Raw genomic sequence first — 16,395 nt, 5'->3', positions numbered from 1 at the left:
TACGAAGAATGGATGTAATCGCTTTCGTTACGAGGATTAGCAGCTATTGTGCCGAATAGGTACGGGCCTAATATGCAGGCTTTGTCACGTTATCTGACACGAAAAACTAATTTTCTGAAAAGAGGGGGCTTTCAAATGTCGAAAAATGTGGTAAGGTACGTTTAACGGAATAAAAAAAGATAATGTCCGTTAATACATACGTGCTGGAGGGATACGATGTCCACCGAAGAAACGGAAAAGAAAGGCTTTTTCCTTAAGTTTCTCGACAACGTCGAGCGTTTAGGGAACAAGCTTCCACATCCATTTATGTTGTTTATTTATTTAGCGGCCGGGGTGATTCTCCTGTCGTGGGTGCTGAGCGCACTCAACCTCTCCGTTGTGCATCCGCAGGACGGTGAAACAGTTGCCATCGAGAACATGGTGAGCTTGGAAGGACTCGAGTTTATTTTATCTTCGATGCTCGATAACTTCACCGGTTTTGCGCCGCTTGGTCTCGTGCTTGTCATGATGTTCGGGATCGGGCTTGCGCAAAAGGTCGGACTGATCGAAACGTTTATGAAGCGGACGATTTTGAATGCACCCGCAAAACTTGTCACCTACGTCATTATCGGAACAGGTGTTATGGGAAACCTGGCGTCCGATGCAGCGTTTGTTATTATTCCACCGCTTGCGGCGATGGTGTTTTATTCACTCGGCCGTCATCCGCTCGCTGGTATGGCTGCCGGTTTCGCGGGGGTTGGTGCCGGATTTACTGCAAACGTGCTGATCACGGGTACAGATGCCCTGCTTTCGGGTATCAGTACAGAAGTGGCCCAGACGGTAAATGAAGACCTCGTCGTCACCGTGGTGGATAACTACTTCTTTATGGCGTTCTCGGTCCTCATGCTCATGATCGTCGGAACATGGATCACCGAACGCGTCGTCGAGCCACGTCTTGGCAAGTTCAATGACAAGTATGCAGATCCGGATACCGTTTCCCAGACGGCAGAACAGCCGACTGCACAGGAACTGAAGGGGCTTCGAAACGCCGGTATTACAGCGGCCGTATATATTGCCATTGTTGCTGCCGGGATTGTGCCGCCAAACGGCATTCTCCGCGGGGAAGACGGAACGGTCGTGCCGTCGATTTTCCTGGATAACATCATTCCGATCATTTTGTTCTTCTTTATTGTCGTTGCCATCGCTTATGGTACGACGGTGAAAGTGCTGCAATCGACTGCTGACGTACCGGAGCTGATGGGGAAAGCAATGAAGGATATGAGCGGCTTTATCGTCCTCATTTTCGCTGCTTCCCAGTTTATTGCGTATTTCGAGTGGACAAATCTCGGCACGTTTATCGCCGTCACAAGCGCAAACGGACTGGAGGCGATTAACTTCACCGGAATGGGACTGATTGTCGGCTTTATTCTGCTCGGTGCTGTACTGAACCTGTTTATTTTCAGCGGCTCAGCACAGTGGGCACTGATGGCACCGATTTTCATTCCGATGTTTTATTTCTTAAATTACGACCCGGCGTTCGTCCAGCTGGCCTACCGTATTGCAGATTCATCGACGAACATCATTACCCCGATGAACCCGTACGTGCCGATGGTGCTCGCCTTTATGAAAAAATACGACAACCGCGCAGGCTTTGGAACATTGTTTTCCATTATGCTCCCGTACGCGATGACCTTCCTGTTCATCTGGATTGCAATCTTCGTCGTATGGAACCTGATCGGACTGCCGATCGGACCTGGCATCACGCCTGGTCTTTAAGCGAGACAGGCTGTTCCCGCGGGGCGCAATTCGTGCTCCCGGGGGCGGCCGTTTGTCGTGTATCAGACAGAGAGGATAATGTGTATGTTTATAGGACTTGGAGAATCAATCAAAGAAGAAACGATCGCGTTCCGGCGCGAGCTGCATGAAAATCCGGAGCTTTCGCACGAAGAAAGCCGTACGTCCAGACGGGTCCAGGAGGAACTTGAGAAAGCCGGCATTCCGTTTCAAACCGGCTTTGCCGAACACGGGGTGCTTGGCATCATCAGCGGGGCCCATCCCGGAAAAACGATCGCGCTGCGCGCCGACATGGACGCCCTGCCGATCGTCGAGCAAAACGAGCACGAGTTCGTATCCAAAACGAAGGGAGCGATGCACGCCTGCGGGCACGATGCACACACGGCGATGCTTTTAGGAGCGGGTAAGCTGCTTTACGCTAACCGTGAATCCCTATCAGGCACGATTTTACTCGTGTTTCAGCCGGCAGAAGAGAACGCACCTGTCGGAGGAGCTCAGGCGATGATGGATGACGGCGTATTTGCCGACTACGTTCCGGATGAGACTTACGCGCAGCACGTATGGCCTGATTTGCCGGTCGGTACGTTCGGCGTCCGCCCAGGTACGATGATGGGCAACTCCGACCGCTTTGAAATCCGCGTCACTGGTGCTTCGGGCCACGCATCGATGCCCCACCAGACGACTGATGCCGTTGTGATTGCCGCGCAGCTCATCAACGCACTGCAGACGATTGTAAGCCGCAGCACCGATCCATTGAAATCAGCGGTTGTCACGGTTGGCACCATTAACGGCGGCTCCCGCTACAACGTGATCGCAGAAGAAGTCGTGCTCGAAGGAACGGTGCGGACGTATGAAGCGGACGTCAAAAACAGCATTAAAAAACGGATGGAAGCGATTACGACTCAGACGGCAGAGATGCTAGGCGGAACGGCTGAGCTCACGTACCATGACGGCTATCCGGCAACGCGAAACACCGAAGAAAGCGCGGCACTCGTCGCGGAAGCCGTGCGCGATGCCTACGGTGAAGAGGCACAGCCGGAGATTCTTCCTAGCATGGGCGGAGAGGATTTTGGCCGCTTTCTGGAGACGTATCCGGGAGCTTATTACTGGCTTGGAACGGCAATTCCGTCGCGAACAGTGCAAAAGCCGCTGCACGACCCGCAGTTTGATATCGATGAGCGTGCGATTCCATATGGCGTGGAAATGCTCGCGGAAACGGCATACCGCGCGGCAAAAGGAGGAGACGTATGAGCTGGTCGGAGGCGATCGCAGCAAAAACAGAACAACTGACAGCGCTTCGCCGGAAGCTGCACCAGATCGCCGAACCTGGCTGGTGTGAGTATCAGACGACTGCGGCAATTGTTTCGGAGCTTTCCGAGCTGCCGGTTACGATCTATACCGGAACGGATGCAGTAGAGAGCAGTGCTCGTATGGGCTTGCCGTCGGCTGAAGAAGATGCTTATTTTTTTCAGCTCGCAGAAAAGGCGGGCTTAGAACCTGCTCTGCTGGAGCGAATGCAGGGCGGACACACTGGTGCAGTAGCGGTGCTGGATACGGGGAAACCGGGTCCGGATACAGCGCTTCGTTTTGACATCGATGCGCTGCCCATTACAGAAGCTGCTGCAGAGCATTTTCCCGCAGATGCAGGCTTTCCAAGCCGCCATCCAGGGTACATGCACGCCTGCGGGCACGACGGGCATACGGCGATAGGGGTAGAACTTGTGAAGCTATGCGTCGAAAACGTCGACCAGCTTACAGGTACGCTGACCTTTTTATTTCAGCCGGCGGAAGAAGGCAGCCGTGGCGCGTATGCGATGGTGGAAAAGGGCTGGCTGGACGGGAAGGACTACTTTTTCAGCGGCCACATCGGTATTCATGATTTGGAAGTCGGCACGATCGCATGCGGCACGGAACGATTCCTCGCGACAACAAAGCTCGATGTCACGTTTACCGGCGTGTCTGCACACGCAGGCGTCGATCCGGCGGCAGGAAAAAACGCGCTGCTCGCAGCTGCGTCTGCTGCGATTCAGCTGCAGGCAATTCCGCCGCACCGGGACGGCATCATACGCTTGAACGTCGGCAAGCTGACAGCCGGAGAAGGACGCAATATCATTCCGGAACGAGCGGAAATGATGATGGAGACACGAGGAGAAACGAATGAGCTGAACAATTATATGGAAGAAGAAGCAAGGCGCATCCTCACCGCCTGTGCCGACATGTACGGAGTCGAGGTCACCATCGACGTTGTGGGGCAAGGCAGCACAACCGAGTCGAGCAAAGCAATCGGTGCCAAGCTTTCCAGTTGGGGTGAGCAGTTTACGAAGCGCGTCATCGGACCGCTTCCGCTCGGTGGCTCAGAAGATGCGGCGCTCATGATGAATCGTGTACGCGAGCAAAATGGGGAAGCGGCCTATCTCTTATACGGCACACCGCTTCCATATGGTCACCATCATCCGAAATTTACTTTTGATGAAGGGGTGCTGCCGGCTGCTGTTGAGGCGCTGGCGCAGCTCGTCACGACTTATCATGAAAAGGAGAGGGTGAGCCGATGATTGCAGATTGGCTGGAAACACGACTACTTGCACTGAACCTGACCGATACGATGACCCGGCCGGAAGGGTTTACGCGCCTCAGCTTTACGAAAGAAGAACAGGAAGCGCAGCGTGTCTTTAAAGAGGAGGCAGAAGCGCTCGGTATGACGGTGCGCACGGATGCCGTCGGCAACGTGATCGCGCGGCTCGATGGAAAGTCGGACGGTCCGGCGCATGCGTTTGGCTCGCATCTGGATACCGTTACGAACGGTGGCGGCTATGACGGCGCCGCTGGTGTTCTGACCGCGCTCGGTGCGGTAAAGCTTTTAACGGACGCAGACATTACGCCGGAAAAACCGATTGAAGTAATCTGCTTCGTATCGGAAGAATCCTCGCGCTTTTCCATGTCAACGGTTGGTAGTAAAGCGATGACAGGGATGCTGACGCGTGAACAGCTCGATACGATCACCGATCAAGACGGTGTCACGCTCGCAGAAGCGATGCGTGAGGCGGGCTACAATCCGGACGCCTTCAAGGAAGCGGAACGTGGCGAAAACGAGCTGCTCTCCTTCACCGAGCTGCATATTGAGCAGGGGATGCGGATCGAGAACGCAGGAAAAGAATACGGGGCGGCAGCTGCCATTGCCTGCCCGATTCGCATGCACGTGACAATCAGCGGAAAAGCAGGTCATACCGGCACGACGCCGATGGACCAGCGCAAGGATGCGCTGACAGAAGCAGCCGGTTTGATCACATTCGTGCAGCAGGCAGCGCTCAAGCTGAACGACTACGATGACTACCCGCTCGTTGCGACCGTAAGTACGATTGAAAGCTATCCAAACGCGATGAACGTGATCCCGGGCACCGTCGTCTTAGGGATCGACATCCGCAGCGTGTCCGATCAGCAGAAAAAGCGAATGGAAGCGGCCATTGACGGCTGGATGTCCCAGTCGCAGTTCGATATCGAAAAAGACGTCATCGTTCGCAATGCGTCGGTGACGCTCGACGCAGGCATCTATGATAAACTGAAGAAACTGGAAGAAGAAACCGGTTATACATGCCTCGGGATGGAGAGCGGAGCAGGGCACGATGTCATGAACATGCAGACAAAATGGCCGTCCGGACTTTTGTTCATTCCATGCCGCGACGGACTCAGCCATCATCCGGAGGAGCACGCGTCGCTTGAGGACCTTGTGAAAGGCACGGAGCTTCTTTTCCACCACATGAAATCTGTCAGTAGGTGATGTCTGTGAAAATACGTTTAGGGCTGCTCGGTCCTAAAGATTCGGTAACGATGATGGAAGAGGTCGTGCGGCCATTCCCTGATTTTGACTGGACGAGCTTTCATTATGAAGCAACGGAAGAAACAGAAGCGCTCGTGAACGGCGCGGCCGGAAAGGTGGACTGCTGGCTTTTTTCCGGTCAGGCCCCTTACGCGTATGCCGTAGAGCAGGGGTTCGTGAACCGCGAGAATGCCTACTATCCGCCGCTTCACGGGGCGAGCCTCGTTGGCGCGCTGCTCGACATGTTTTTCAGGGAGGAGAACCCGACCCGGGTCTCGCTCGATACGATCGACGAAGCCGAGTTTCAGCAGGTGAAACAGGAGCACGAACTGGATGGTCTGCAGGTCACAACGTATCCGTATGCCGGCTATAAATCAGCTGAGGAGATTATTCAGTTTCATGCAGCGGAGCATGAAAAAGCACCGGAGACGATCGCGTTAACGTGCATCCGCCGCGTGTACCAGGAGTTAAAAAGCAGAGGCATCCCGGTTTACCGGATTACGGCATCACGCTTTGATGTCAGTGAAACGCTTAAATTTATCCGCGAGCGCCGATCGGCGGACTGGTACCGCAGTCACCAGCTCGCTGTCATCGGCGTCGAAGTGCGCGAGGAAGCAAGCCTGGAGGAGTATCATTCGTTCAGACGAAAGCACCGTGAGCTGGATTTGAAGCGAATATTGCTGCGCTATGCCGAGGAAGTAAAAGGCTCCTTCGTGCAGATCGGGGACGGTTTGTTTCACTTGTTTACGACGCGCGGCGAAGTAGAGCGCCGCCCTCTTCCGTTTACGGTGATGGAAGAAACGGAGCTGCAGGCGAAGCTGCACATCCGCATGGCAATCGGCTACGGCAACAGTGCGATGGAAGCAGAAGTCCACGTGCAGGAGGCGCTGCAGCAGTCGCGCCGCACAACAGAACGGGTGATTTATGCAGTCGACGAAGAAAAGCGGCAAACGGAGCACTTCCCGGAGGCAGGATCACTCAGCTACTCGGTGCAGAGCGGACACCTTCGCGCGGTCGATCAGCTGCGCGGCCGTGTGTCGCCCGGCGTTGTCTCGAAAATTCTCGCGTACGCCCGCTATCACCAGCAGCGGGAAGTGACGTCGAAGGACCTCGCCGTATGGCTTGCAAGCTCCGAGCGCAATGCACGGCGTATTTTGCATGAGCTGGAAGAAGCGGGCTTTGCAGAAATTGCCGGAGAAGAGCAGGGAGTCCGCCGTGGACGGCCCCGTAAACTGTTCCGCCTGAAGCTGGAGGAAGCAGAAGGAAACGCTTGACAGCTCTGCCTGCTCCTGTCGTAAACTAGGAGAAGCGAGAAGGAGGAGAGCGTTTTGGAACAAGCTGCACCTGCACCAAATACGATCGAGCTCCGCCGAGGATTGTCGGCGGGGCTTTCCATTGCGTTTGGCTATATGCCGGTTGCGATTGCATTCGGCCTGCTTGCCGGCTCGACCGGCCTCACAGTGTACGAAGCGGTGCTCATGAGTATGCTGGTGTTTGCCGGAGCGGCCCAGTACATGGCGCTGTCGATGATTGCGGTCGGCGCCGGCATGATCGAAATTGTGCTCGCGACGTTTATCGTGAATTTCCGGCATCTGCTCATGAGCGCCTCGATTAATGAGCGGGCAGAGCCGACGTCGAAGCGCTACCGGGCTTTATTCGGCTTCTTTTTGACAGATGAGGTCTTTGCCGTATCGTCTGTGCATAAGGAGCCGGTGCCGGGCGGCTACATATTAGGAACAGGCATCGCCGCTTACTCCAGCTGGGTCGGTTTTACGGCCGTCGGCTATTTTACCGGAGCGATTTTACCCGCAATTTTACAGGAGAGCATGGGAATCGCGCTCTACGCGCTGTTTATCGCCCTGTTAGTGCCGTCGATTAAAGACGCAGGCCGGCCTGTCGTCGTGCTCGCTTTACTTGGCGGAGGCTTTAACTGGATGTACGCGTTTGTACTCGACACCGGCTGGGCCATAATGGCCGCGGTGATTACGGCAGTTGTCATCTATGAGCTGCTGATCAGGAGGCGGATCACATGAGAGAGGAATTCATCTGGATGATTATCGGCATGGGACTTGTCACGTACATCCCGCGCATCCTGCCGCTGATCGCCCTTTCTACAGAAAACTGGCCTGACTGGCTGCGCCGTATGCTCTCACACGTGCCGTACGCCGTGCTCGGCGCCCTCATCTTTCCAGGTATTCTGTATGCGCAGGAAACGATCTGGTACGGCATGTTAGGCGGCGTCATCGCCTTTTTGATCGCTTACACCGGCGCACCGCTTCTAGCCGTCGTTGCAGGCACAATCCTGCTGTTAACCGGCGTGCATATCATCACGTAAGCTCCCTGAGACAGGAGCTTTTTTCGTTGGAAAAGCAAATCCGCTGATCCTAACCGCAGGAGAGAGTGAGTGATGCGTTCGGAAAGTACATTTATGCGTAAGTGGCGGAGCTGTATGCGTATGAGAGGGGCATTTATGCGAAAGTGATGGAGCTATATGCGCATGAAGAGTGTGTTTATGCGTAAGTGGCGGAGCTGTATGCGTATGAGAGGTGCCTTTATGCGTAAGCGGTGGAGCTGTATGCGTATGGAAAGTGCATTTATGCGTAAGTGGTGGAGCTGTATGCCGTACTACAAGCATGTACTGAAAAAAGCCGCTTCCATCCCGAAGCGGCTTTCGATCAGCTGTCTTTAATAAACGGCCGGTTAATGTAGTAATAGACGAGCCCCATAAAGATGGCGCCGCCGATAATATTACCGGCGGTGACGGGGATTAAATTGCGGACGATGCCTTCTGGTGTGACAGCTCCGGGATTGTCGAGCACGAGCGCGATCGCGAAGGTGCACATGTTGGCGATGCTGTGCTCATAGCCGGAGATAAAAAAGCAGAACACAAACAGCACCATTGCTGCCATTTTCGCAATATCATCCTTCATCGACATCGGCACGAAAAAGGCCATGCAGATCAGCCAGTTACAAAGCACTGCCCGGAAAAACAGCTCGGAGACCGGATCGGTCATTTTACTGTCGGTGACCGTCAGCAGAAAGGCACTGATCTCAGGATCGCTGAACAGCCCAGTCGTGTAAATCAGCAGGGCGAAGGCTGCAGCACCGATGATGTTGCCGATATACGTATACGTCCATAGCTTTCCAACGACGCCCCACGCCATTTTTTTCCGGATGGCGGCGTACGTGTGATAAAAGGTGTCCCCTGTAAATAAGTCGGCACCGCCGTAAGCGATTAAAATGATGGCGACACTGAACGTAAGCCCGGCCATTGGATAGGCCCACGGAGACTCAGCCAGATAAAAGTAGCTGCCCGTTCGGAAAGCGACGATCACACCAAAGCCGATAAACATGCTTGCAAGCGCCGCTCGTATTAAATAACGAATTTTCCCTGTGTTAAATATCTTCTCTTTCTTTTGGGAGACCTGCTCGACCTGCTCCAGCGACTGGCTCTCCATCATACGTCATCCCTCCATCTCTGTATTCCACTTTACGCCGGGAATAGAGAAAAAGAAAGAGTAATGTGAGTAGATTCACAAGTGACAGCCCTTACATGAAAAGAAATACCAATAAGGAGCAGGGAGAGGCGACGTAACCCATCTTTTGACGATAAAACATCATAAAATATGCCACTGACGTGCAGGAGCAGAACAAATACAATGACGAAGATAAGCATCATTATTCCCTTCCGTTTTAAACCATGGCGGCGATTTAGAAAATCGATGGAGCCTTCTATCATGGCGCACAAGGTCCGCTTTCGCTACAATAAGCTAAAGGGGAGATGCACGTGAAACGACTGCTCGCGCTTGTTTGTTTACTGACAGCTTGCGGAATCCATACGGAAGAAGAAACGTTTGAGCTGGAGTTTGAGTTACATACATATGTGGATCGGATTGAACAGGAACATATTCGCGAAGGGACCGTCACGCACGTTGTCGATGGCGATACGTTTGATGTCGTAATTGCTGGTGAGGGGGAGGAGCGGATACGGCCGTACATGGTAGATGCACCAGAAATTTGTCACGGACACGACCCGCCAACCTGTGAATCAGAGCCGTGGGGCGATGAGGCCGCTATTTTTGCCAGGCAGGCACTGCTGGGTGAAACCGTCTATTTGGAGCAGGATGAAACTACGGTTGATCGGTTTGACCGAACGCTCGCCTACGTCTATCTGGAAGACGGTACGATGTTTCAGGAGAAGCTGCTCGCTCTCGGTCTTGCCGAAGTCGTCGTCTATCCGCCGGACGACAAGTATGAAGCAGACCTGCGCGCAGTCGAGGAAGAAGCCAGAGAGCGCGGGATACGGATGTGGGAGTAGCGATTCAGCTAAAGCTGTAAAATCGCACAATGGATACAGCGGATTTGAGGCCATCCTTTCATGTTGTGGGTGTGATGATTGAAGGAAGTATTCTCATAAATGACTTTATTAACAGCCCAAGTACGATGGATTGTTTTGCTTAGGGTTGTTTCACTGTTTTCTAAGTTTATATGCCCTTAAATTCGTGAATAGGAACTGAAAAGAACAGGTTAGGAGGAGTCAGTATGGATGGAGCAGCTGTAATAGTGGTACTCGATCGCAGTATTACAAAAGACGTATTAACTAAGCTTGAAAAAGAGGAAGGGGTGCAGTCGCATACGCACTGCAAGCGTCCGGCCACAGCTCGAAAGATGGGAGCTTAATGGGAATGAAAATTCATCCGGAACGCGACTGTATACTGCTTATTGTCAACAAAGCGGAAACATCAGCTGTCATTGAAACGGTTAAAAAAGAGGCCGATCTGTATGAAGCCGGCCAGGGGCTTGTTTTTTCAGTCGATTTAATGGAGATTGCCGGATTGCGTCATTAATTTGTGTAATTCCATTGTATTCGCAGGAGGCAGTTTTATCATTTTCATTAAGGCTTCCCTTAATCGGGAAGTCTTTTACGTACGGTGCCTTTGAGAGTAGACATTTCCACGTATAAATAATAGTTTGAAAAGAAAGAATGTATACTTTTCTGTGAATACTCGGGTTAAACTGGTAAACTTGTGAATAGCAACATTCTTATTGAGGCGGTGTCCGTAATTGTCCATAGAAGACATGTTTTCCACTGATCAGTTTCTAATGCTGATCGCATTCTTTTTCATCATCGGCGTACTAACCACGAAATTCTCCAGTCGTTTTGGTATTCCTGCCCTTATTTTATTTATTGGAATAGGCATGCTTGCCGGTAGTGACGGGCTTGGACTCATTTACTTTGATGATGCCTCGCTGGCGCAGCTGATCGGCATTTTTGCGCTGGTTATTATATTGTTTGAAGGTGGTCTCTCGACAAAGTGGGCGACAATAAAACCTATTGCTGTCCCTTCCCTTCTCCTCGCAACTGTCGGCGTTATACTTACTTCGCTCATCGTCGCCGTTGCGGCACGTTTTGTATTGGACGTAACCTGGCTGGAAGGGATGCTTTTCGGCGCCATTGTTGGTTCAACAGACGCAGCTGCTGTTTTTGCAGCATTAAAGAATCATAATATCAGCGAAAAGCTCGGAGCAACCCTGGAAGCAGAATCGGGAACAAATGACCCGATGGCGATGTTTTTAACGCTCTCTTTTATTACGCTTCTTACTACGGACCGTGTAGGTTTTCTTTCTGTTGCTGGGGACTTCTTCATTCAGATGGGCGTCGGGTTGGCCGCGGGTTTGCTGCTAGGGAAAGCGGCATCGTGGCTGATCAATCGCGTTAACTTAGAATCGAGCGGTTTGTATCCGATCATTGCAATGGGTTTTGCGCTGCTTACGTACAGTCTGACAGCTGTCGTAGGAGGCAGCGGACTGCTTGCTGTCTATATCGCTGCTCTTGTGGTCGGCAACAGCGATCTTACCTACCGGCACACGATCTTCAGCTTTAACGAGGGATTTGCATGGATGATGCAGCTTGGTATGTTCGTTATTCTGGGGCTGCTTGTCTTTCCAAGCGAACTGTTTCAACTGGAGATTATTATTCAGGGGTTATTTTTATCAGCGGTGCTGATTCTCTTAGCTCGTCCTGCCGCGGTTTTCTTAACATTGATCGGCTTTTCATATAGTTTAAGGGAAAAGCTGCTCGTTTCCTGGGCCGGGCTGCGAGGTGCTGTTCCGATCGTATTGGCAACCTTCCCGCTAATAGCTGGTCTGCCGAATGCACAGCTGTTTTTCAACGTCGTGTTTTTTGTTGTGTTAACCTCAGCTTTAATTCAAGGAACCTCTATTGCACCAGCTGCAGAGAAGCTCGGACTCACCGGTCCAAAGAAGGTGACTCCGTTTCATTCTCTCGAGCTTGTGTCGATTGGAAAGGCGAACGCGGAAATCATTGAATACACGGTGAACGAAGAGACGAAAGTGATTGGTCAGACACTTTCAGACATTGCCTTCCCGCCTGACGTATTAATTAACGCGATTATCCGCGGGGAAACACTCGTCACACCATATGGGGAAACGACAATTGAAAACGGGGACATCCTGTATATTCTCGTGTCAAAAAAGCGTAAGAAAGACTTAAAAACGCTGCTCGGAGAAAGACGCAGCGTTCCGGAAGACTAAGTTAAAACATTTGCACGGCCCGCACGGAACTGGTGCGGGTTTTGTTGCGTCCGCTCCGCTTTGCTTCATACAGCGCTTCGTCTGCATCGGCTGTGAGTGTTTCTGGGGCGGCAGAGGTTTCCGGAAAGGCGGCAATGCCAATCGAGAGTGTCACGTGGATAACACTGTCATCTGAAAGCACGAACGGGTGTGCTTCGACAGCTTTCCGGATGCGTTCTGCAATTTCATTTGCATCGTCCTTAGCACAGCCAGGAAGAAGTACGGTAAATTCCTCACCGCCGTTACGGCTGATGATATCAACCGGACGAACATTTCTGCCCATAATAGCCGCAATTTCCCTCAAAACAAGGTCGCCTTCACGATGTCCATACGTATCGTTTACCCGCTTAAAATGATCAATGTCAGCAAAAAGCAGCGCGAGTGGCTTGTCTTCCTCCTTCGCCTCTTCAGAAAAGGTGCGCAAATGCATATTGAACTGACGCAGGTTATTAAGCCCGGTGAGTCCGTCTGTGAGCGACTCTTCACGGTATCGTTTGAGCAGGTGCTGCGACCGTCTTGTATATTCTACCGTGTAAAAAGCAGCAGCTGCACCAATGTATGAAACGGCCCAGTAAAATGGTATAAGCCCGGTCAGGATGGACAGATCCTGAAGCAGATAAATGATGACCGCCGTAAAGATCACGTTGGCAGCGGTCGTCATCCAAAATACGCAGAAGGTTTTTGGAAGCTTGCTGCGGGCGATCCATACTGCTGCAATCGTTACAGCAATGATAAGTGCACTTCCGGCTAAAGCAGATACGGTCATACCAAAAAGAAAGCGGCCTATGATAACAAACAGCATGGCAATGCCTGCAGGGACGGCACCTCCATAGTAGGCAAGCAGCAGAATAGGAATATGACGCAGATCCACAATCGTTTCGCCATACTGCAGACTGTAAAACATCAGTACGTTAGACAGCAGCCCGCCCATTACACCGGCAAACAGCTTCAGCTTTAATGGAGATGTCTGGTGCAGCGCATAGCGGCCAGTAAATTGCGTATATAAAAATAATAACGTTGTTAACACAGCTAGATTTGCACCAAGCTCTTTGATCATCGACATAAAACGGTCCTCCGGGAGGGTGTGGCGTCATGATATTATTTTAGCATAACAGAGGAAGATTCAGGAAAGTTTATTTTTACTCCAGAAAGGCGTAAACTGGAAACGACAAGGAAAATAAAGGACAGATGCCGATGATGCTAACAGAATCAAACCTGCAGCTGAAAATACCGAACGAAGCAGAAATCCACAGTCTATACTGGTGGAAATATATTGAAGAAAAACAGCTTGCCAAGCAGTGGAACGGCCCATACATACCAGAAGAGTTCGTTGATGAGAAAACCTATTCTCAAATCTGGCAGGAAGAAATAGAGGCTGGCATTCCGGCTGCAGCTGCAATCGTGATCAATGGAAAAGCAGTCGGCTATACAGGAGCTTACTGGGTGGACCGGAACACCGACTGGCTGGAGGGTGGCATTGTCCTTTACGACCCGGATTACTGGAACGGAGGCTATGGAAGCACTGCTTTCCGCCTCTGGATCGATTATTTGTTTTCCTCGATGTCGATCCATCGCATCGGTCTCTCGACATGGTCCGGCAATACCCGCATGATACGTGTCGCAGAAAAAATGGGATTTATAGAAGAAGCACGAATTCGTGAAGCCCGATTGTGGAAAGGAAAACGGTACGATGCGATTAAAATGGGCGTGCTGCGACAGGAGTGGGAAGGATGATTGTGGAGATCGCCATTCAGGTGATGTTTCCGATTCTTGCTCTCGCGGCAGCAGGAGCGTTTTTTCAGCGGTGGTTTCAGCTGGATCTTGGCACTTTATCCAGGCTTCTGACATATTTCTTTCTGCCCGCTGTCGTCTTTACGACGATTTCCACACAGGAAATGGACAGCAGTCTGCTGCTTGACGTCGGCGCATTTCTGTTCATTCAATTTTTATTGCTGGCTGGAATGTCGAGACTGATTTGCCGACTGACCGGCATGGACCCGAAGCTTGCTCCGACGTTTAAAAACAGCGTCGTGTTGATGAATTCCGGAAACTTTGGCCTGCCTGTAAGCCAGCTCGTGTTTGCGGGTACAGCCGGTGTTTCTATTCAAGTCATCGTTCTGCTGTTTCAAAACTTTTTAACGTATACATACGGATTGTTTCAAGCGGCATCTTCTACAGCCGATACGATGAAAACAGCGGTGATGCAGCTGCTGAAAATACCGGTTCTCTATGCGCTGGCAGCTGCCGTTATTGTGCAGCTGACCGGCATCAGTCTGCCTGACCCGGTGATGATTCCGCTCGAGCAGACGGCGGATGCTTTTATCGCACTTGCCTTGTTTACGTTGGGGGCGCAGGTTGCTTATCCAGCGCTGAGGCAGTTATCCCTCCTCTTTTTCGCAGCGGTTATTGCGCGTTTGATATTTGCGCCGCTGCTCGGATTGGGAATCATCTTTTTACTCGGCATTGATGGCCTAACGGCTCAGGCCCTTCTCATCGCGAGCGCGTTCCCGATGTCTCGAAACAGCGCGCTGTTTGCACTGGAATACGACAATTATCCGGAATTTGCGGCACAGGGCGTGCTCATCTCCACGATCTTAAGTATGTTCACTGTCAGCTTTTTCATCTATCTGGCCCAGCTCTTATTTGCTTAGGAGGGGAACGATGACCAGAAAACATGCAATCGATCCGTTTTTACTCCTTGCAGCAGCTGTATGTGGGCTTTTGATAAGCGGTACTGCACCTGACTGGACATTGGAGCCGATTATTTACCTGCTGCTCGCGAGTATGTTATTTTTCGTTTTTTATACGATGCCAAGCGGCAAAGAAAAACGTGAAAGGAACTTTCGCTTGACGGTCCTGCTCTTAAATGGAGTGGTGGCTCCACTTTTCGCAGTATGTCTTGGGTGGCTTTTTCTCGGCGGTGAAACAGCGCTGTTTATCGGGTTTTTGATGCTGATGGTAACGCCATGTACCGACTGGTATTTGCTGTTTACGAAGGCAGCCGGAGGAAACGTGAGGCTTTCAGCCAGCTTCATTCCGAGTAATCTTGCGTTGCAGCTCTTTTTCTTATCCGCAATCGTAGTGATTGCTGGTGGCGCATTTGGTTTCAGCGGCGTAGCCGTTTCTTTGATGCAGGCGTTAGCTGTGGTTCTGCTTCCATTGGGTGCTGCGGTAGTTGCCCGGGCAAAGCAACCAGGCAGAAGCGTCCCGGAAAAGCTGCCCGTATTCTTGCTGGCAGGCGCTGTTCTGCTGATCTTTATGGCTGAAGGGGGGGCGCTCGGACAAGCGTGGGAGCAGGCTGGCATCATCTTCGTGCCTGCACTGCTTTTTTTCCTCACAATGAGCGGAGCCGGATACGCCATTGGAAAATGGCTGCACATGGAGCGCTCGGCGCACATCAGTCTCGTCTTTACCGTCTCCGGGAGAAATGCACCACTCGCTGTAGCGTTCGCTGCAGCAGCTTTTCCGAATGAGCCGCTCATCCTGCTCGTACTGCTGGCTGTGCCGCTGTTGGAGCTTCCTTATTTAAGTCTGCTGACATATTTATTAAAGAGGTGATTTCCATGAACCGTTACATGATTGCGCTGCTGGCAGCCGTTTTAATGCTTGGCATCGCCGCAGCTTTATTTATCACGATGCAGTCCCAGCATCGCGACAACCTGCAGGTGATGCAGTCCTGCATTGAGGAAGGCGGGGTGGTGAACGTAGAAGAACGTTTTCTAGGGAACCAGGTGGAATGCCGGCTCCCCTGATGTGAAACGAGATTTTCATTGAACCGTATACATAATATAGGAGGTATAGCGTGCTCGTATCAGCTCTTATAATAGCCGGTTTCGTCTTGATCGTTCTTGTACTTCTAAAAGGATTGAAGCTGAGGCGAAAAGAGGTCCAGCAGTATTATGGCGGCATGCATCTGATCAGCCTTCTGGTGATCGCGATAGCAATGATTACTCTGATCATGTGGAGCGGGAACGATGCGCAGGAAATGCGGCCCGATGAACCAATGTGAACGAATCCTCTAATCTATACAACTGTCGGAGTGACTCTCATGCAGCTTGTGCAGGCCGTGTACGATTATCGTTTTGCTGAAAATAGAAACGTCCCCGTTTTTTCGTTTTCCATGGTAGGACTGCTGGCGATATGGTTCAGCACGATTCTATTTTTGACAGGTTGATTGGTATGAGAAAACGTTCATCCTATGAACGTAAAGGATA

19 protein-coding genes are annotated in these 16,395 nt (G+C 51.6%); 17 read left to right on the top strand and 2 right to left on the bottom strand.

The annotated features are described in order from the left end of the window. Positions 1–216: 216 nt before the first annotated feature. From ACSZLD_RS05400 to ACSZLD_RS05365, 8 genes are all read left to right on the top strand, one after another. A complete protein-coding gene (locus ACSZLD_RS05400) occupies positions 217–1,755 on the top strand; it encodes an AbgT family transporter (RefSeq protein ID WP_444684486.1) in 1,539 nt (512 codons plus the stop codon). 84 nt (positions 1,756–1,839) lie between these two features. Further along, positions 1,840–3,024 (top strand): M20 metallopeptidase family protein, encoded by a 1,185-nt coding sequence (locus ACSZLD_RS05395; protein WP_444684485.1) that lies wholly within the window; start codon positions 1,840–1,842, stop codon positions 3,022–3,024. Beyond that, positions 3,021–4,325, top strand: a complete 1,305-nt coding sequence (locus tag ACSZLD_RS05390; protein ID WP_444684484.1) for an amidohydrolase — start codon at positions 3,021–3,023, stop codon at positions 4,323–4,325. The genes ACSZLD_RS05395 and ACSZLD_RS05390 overlap by 4 nt, the downstream gene beginning before the upstream one ends. Beyond that, the gene (locus tag ACSZLD_RS05385) at positions 4,322–5,548 is read left to right on the top strand and encodes a M20 family metallo-hydrolase (protein WP_444684483.1); all 1,227 of its coding nucleotides are present in this window, start codon (positions 4,322–4,324) and stop codon (positions 5,546–5,548) included. The genes ACSZLD_RS05390 and ACSZLD_RS05385 overlap by 4 nt, the downstream gene beginning before the upstream one ends. A gap of 5 nt (positions 5,549–5,553) precedes the next feature. After that, complete coding sequence (locus ACSZLD_RS05380; RefSeq protein ID WP_444684482.1) at positions 5,554–6,861, top strand: hypothetical protein; 1,308 nt, start codon at positions 5,554–5,556, stop codon at positions 6,859–6,861. Between the two features lie 54 nt (positions 6,862–6,915). Then, positions 6,916–7,620 carry an AzlC family ABC transporter permease gene (locus tag ACSZLD_RS05375; protein ID WP_444684481.1) on the top strand — a complete coding sequence of 235 codons (705 nt, stop codon included), beginning with the start codon at positions 6,916–6,918 and terminating at the stop codon, positions 7,618–7,620. Beyond that, the gene (locus ACSZLD_RS05370; protein ID WP_168006085.1) at positions 7,617–7,922 is read left to right on the top strand and encodes an AzlD domain-containing protein; all 306 of its coding nucleotides are present in this window, start codon (positions 7,617–7,619) and stop codon (positions 7,920–7,922) included. The genes ACSZLD_RS05375 and ACSZLD_RS05370 overlap by 4 nt, the downstream gene beginning before the upstream one ends. Before the next feature lie 219 nt (positions 7,923–8,141). Next, on the top strand, positions 8,142–8,276 hold the full coding sequence (locus ACSZLD_RS05365; protein WP_444684480.1) for a hypothetical protein: 135 nt from the start codon (positions 8,142–8,144) through the stop codon (positions 8,274–8,276). On the opposite strand, the gene ACSZLD_RS05360 is transcribed toward ACSZLD_RS05365, so the two are convergent. Next, positions 8,263–9,045 (bottom strand): formate/nitrite transporter family protein, encoded by a 783-nt coding sequence (locus tag ACSZLD_RS05360; RefSeq protein ID WP_444684641.1) that lies wholly within the window; start codon positions 9,043–9,045, stop codon positions 8,263–8,265. The genes ACSZLD_RS05365 and ACSZLD_RS05360 overlap by 14 nt on opposite strands. A gap of 329 nt (positions 9,046–9,374) precedes the next feature. On the opposite strand from ACSZLD_RS05360, the gene ACSZLD_RS05355 reads away from it, so the two are divergent. From ACSZLD_RS05355 to ACSZLD_RS05340, 4 genes are all read left to right on the top strand, one after another. Beyond that, the gene (locus tag ACSZLD_RS05355; protein ID WP_444684479.1) at positions 9,375–9,905 is read left to right on the top strand and encodes a thermonuclease family protein; all 531 of its coding nucleotides are present in this window, start codon (positions 9,375–9,377) and stop codon (positions 9,903–9,905) included. Positions 9,906–10,129: 224 nt separating this feature from the next. Next, positions 10,130–10,267 carry a hypothetical protein gene (locus ACSZLD_RS05350; protein ID WP_444684478.1) on the top strand — a complete coding sequence of 46 codons (138 nt, stop codon included), beginning with the start codon at positions 10,130–10,132 and terminating at the stop codon, positions 10,265–10,267. 5 nt (positions 10,268–10,272) lie between these two features. Then, on the top strand, positions 10,273–10,434 hold the full coding sequence (locus tag ACSZLD_RS05345) for a hypothetical protein (RefSeq protein ID WP_444684477.1): 162 nt from the start codon (positions 10,273–10,275) through the stop codon (positions 10,432–10,434). Positions 10,435–10,666: 232 nt separating this feature from the next. After that, positions 10,667–12,142, top strand: a complete 1,476-nt coding sequence (locus tag ACSZLD_RS05340; protein ID WP_444684640.1) for a potassium/proton antiporter — start codon at positions 10,667–10,669, stop codon at positions 12,140–12,142. A 1-nt stretch (position 12,143) separates the two neighbouring features. Here ACSZLD_RS05340 and ACSZLD_RS05335 read toward each other — a convergent pair whose 3' ends face one another. Continuing rightward, complete coding sequence (locus tag ACSZLD_RS05335) at positions 12,144–13,244, bottom strand: GGDEF domain-containing protein (RefSeq protein ID WP_444684476.1); 1,101 nt, start codon at positions 13,242–13,244, stop codon at positions 12,144–12,146. Between the two features lie 131 nt (positions 13,245–13,375). Between ACSZLD_RS05335 and ACSZLD_RS05330 the strand changes: the two genes are divergently transcribed. Genes ACSZLD_RS05330 through ACSZLD_RS05310 form a run of 5 tightly spaced genes read left to right on the top strand, consistent with a single transcriptional unit; the run spans position 13,376 to position 16,190 of the window. Further along, on the top strand, positions 13,376–13,915 hold the full coding sequence (locus tag ACSZLD_RS05330) for a GNAT family N-acetyltransferase (RefSeq protein WP_377907843.1): 540 nt from the start codon (positions 13,376–13,378) through the stop codon (positions 13,913–13,915). Beyond that, complete coding sequence (locus ACSZLD_RS05325) at positions 13,912–14,832, top strand: AEC family transporter (protein ID WP_444684475.1); 921 nt, start codon at positions 13,912–13,914, stop codon at positions 14,830–14,832. The genes ACSZLD_RS05330 and ACSZLD_RS05325 overlap by 4 nt, the downstream gene beginning before the upstream one ends. Before the next feature lie 10 nt (positions 14,833–14,842). Beyond that, a complete protein-coding gene (locus ACSZLD_RS05320; RefSeq protein ID WP_444684474.1) occupies positions 14,843–15,739 on the top strand; it encodes an arsenic resistance protein in 897 nt (298 codons plus the stop codon). A gap of 5 nt (positions 15,740–15,744) precedes the next feature. Continuing rightward, positions 15,745–15,933 (top strand): hypothetical protein, encoded by a 189-nt coding sequence (locus ACSZLD_RS05315; protein WP_444684473.1) that lies wholly within the window; start codon positions 15,745–15,747, stop codon positions 15,931–15,933. Positions 15,934–15,983: 50 nt separating this feature from the next. Next, positions 15,984–16,190, top strand: a complete 207-nt coding sequence (locus ACSZLD_RS05310) for a hypothetical protein (protein WP_444684472.1) — start codon at positions 15,984–15,986, stop codon at positions 16,188–16,190. Positions 16,191–16,395: the final 205 nt, after the last annotated feature.

The organism is Alkalicoccus luteus, from assembly GCF_052061695.1.
GTDB lineage: Bacteria > Bacillota > Bacilli > Bacillales > Salisediminibacteriaceae > Alkalicoccus > Alkalicoccus luteus.
The sequence above is the reverse complement of the archived record's forward strand: the minus strand, read 5'-3'. Positions and strand labels throughout refer to the sequence as shown.

Excerpts from the sequence above, each read along its gene's own strand:
- ACSZLD_RS05400 (WP_444684486.1), top strand. The coding sequence starts at position 217 with ATGTCCACCGAAGAAACGGAAAAGAAAGGCTTTTTCCTTAAGTTTCTC.
- ACSZLD_RS05395 (WP_444684485.1), top strand. The coding sequence starts at position 1,840 with ATGTTTATAGGACTTGGAGAATCAATCAAAGAAGAAACGATCGCGTTC.
- ACSZLD_RS05390 (WP_444684484.1), top strand. The coding sequence starts at position 3,021 with ATGAGCTGGTCGGAGGCGATCGCAGCAAAAACAGAACAACTGACAGCG.
- ACSZLD_RS05385 (WP_444684483.1), top strand. The coding sequence starts at position 4,322 with ATGATTGCAGATTGGCTGGAAACACGACTACTTGCACTGAACCTGACC.
- ACSZLD_RS05370 (WP_168006085.1), top strand. The coding sequence starts at position 7,617 with ATGAGAGAGGAATTCATCTGGATGATTATCGGCATGGGACTTGTCACG.
- ACSZLD_RS05365 (WP_444684480.1), top strand. The coding sequence starts at position 8,142 with ATGCGTAAGCGGTGGAGCTGTATGCGTATGGAAAGTGCATTTATGCGT.
- ACSZLD_RS05360 (WP_444684641.1), bottom strand. The coding sequence starts at position 9,045 with ATGGAGAGCCAGTCGCTGGAGCAGGTCGAGCAGGTCTCCCAAAAGAAA.
- ACSZLD_RS05350 (WP_444684478.1), top strand. The coding sequence starts at position 10,130 with ATGGATGGAGCAGCTGTAATAGTGGTACTCGATCGCAGTATTACAAAA.
- ACSZLD_RS05345 (WP_444684477.1), top strand. The coding sequence starts at position 10,273 with ATGAAAATTCATCCGGAACGCGACTGTATACTGCTTATTGTCAACAAA.
- ACSZLD_RS05340 (WP_444684640.1), top strand. The coding sequence starts at position 10,667 with ATGTTTTCCACTGATCAGTTTCTAATGCTGATCGCATTCTTTTTCATC.
- ACSZLD_RS05335 (WP_444684476.1), bottom strand. The coding sequence starts at position 13,244 with ATGTCGATGATCAAAGAGCTTGGTGCAAATCTAGCTGTGTTAACAACG.
- ACSZLD_RS05330 (WP_377907843.1), top strand. The coding sequence starts at position 13,376 with ATGATGCTAACAGAATCAAACCTGCAGCTGAAAATACCGAACGAAGCA.
- ACSZLD_RS05325 (WP_444684475.1), top strand. The coding sequence starts at position 13,912 with ATGATTGTGGAGATCGCCATTCAGGTGATGTTTCCGATTCTTGCTCTC.
- ACSZLD_RS05320 (WP_444684474.1), top strand. The coding sequence starts at position 14,843 with ATGACCAGAAAACATGCAATCGATCCGTTTTTACTCCTTGCAGCAGCT.
- ACSZLD_RS05315 (WP_444684473.1), top strand. The coding sequence starts at position 15,745 with ATGAACCGTTACATGATTGCGCTGCTGGCAGCCGTTTTAATGCTTGGC.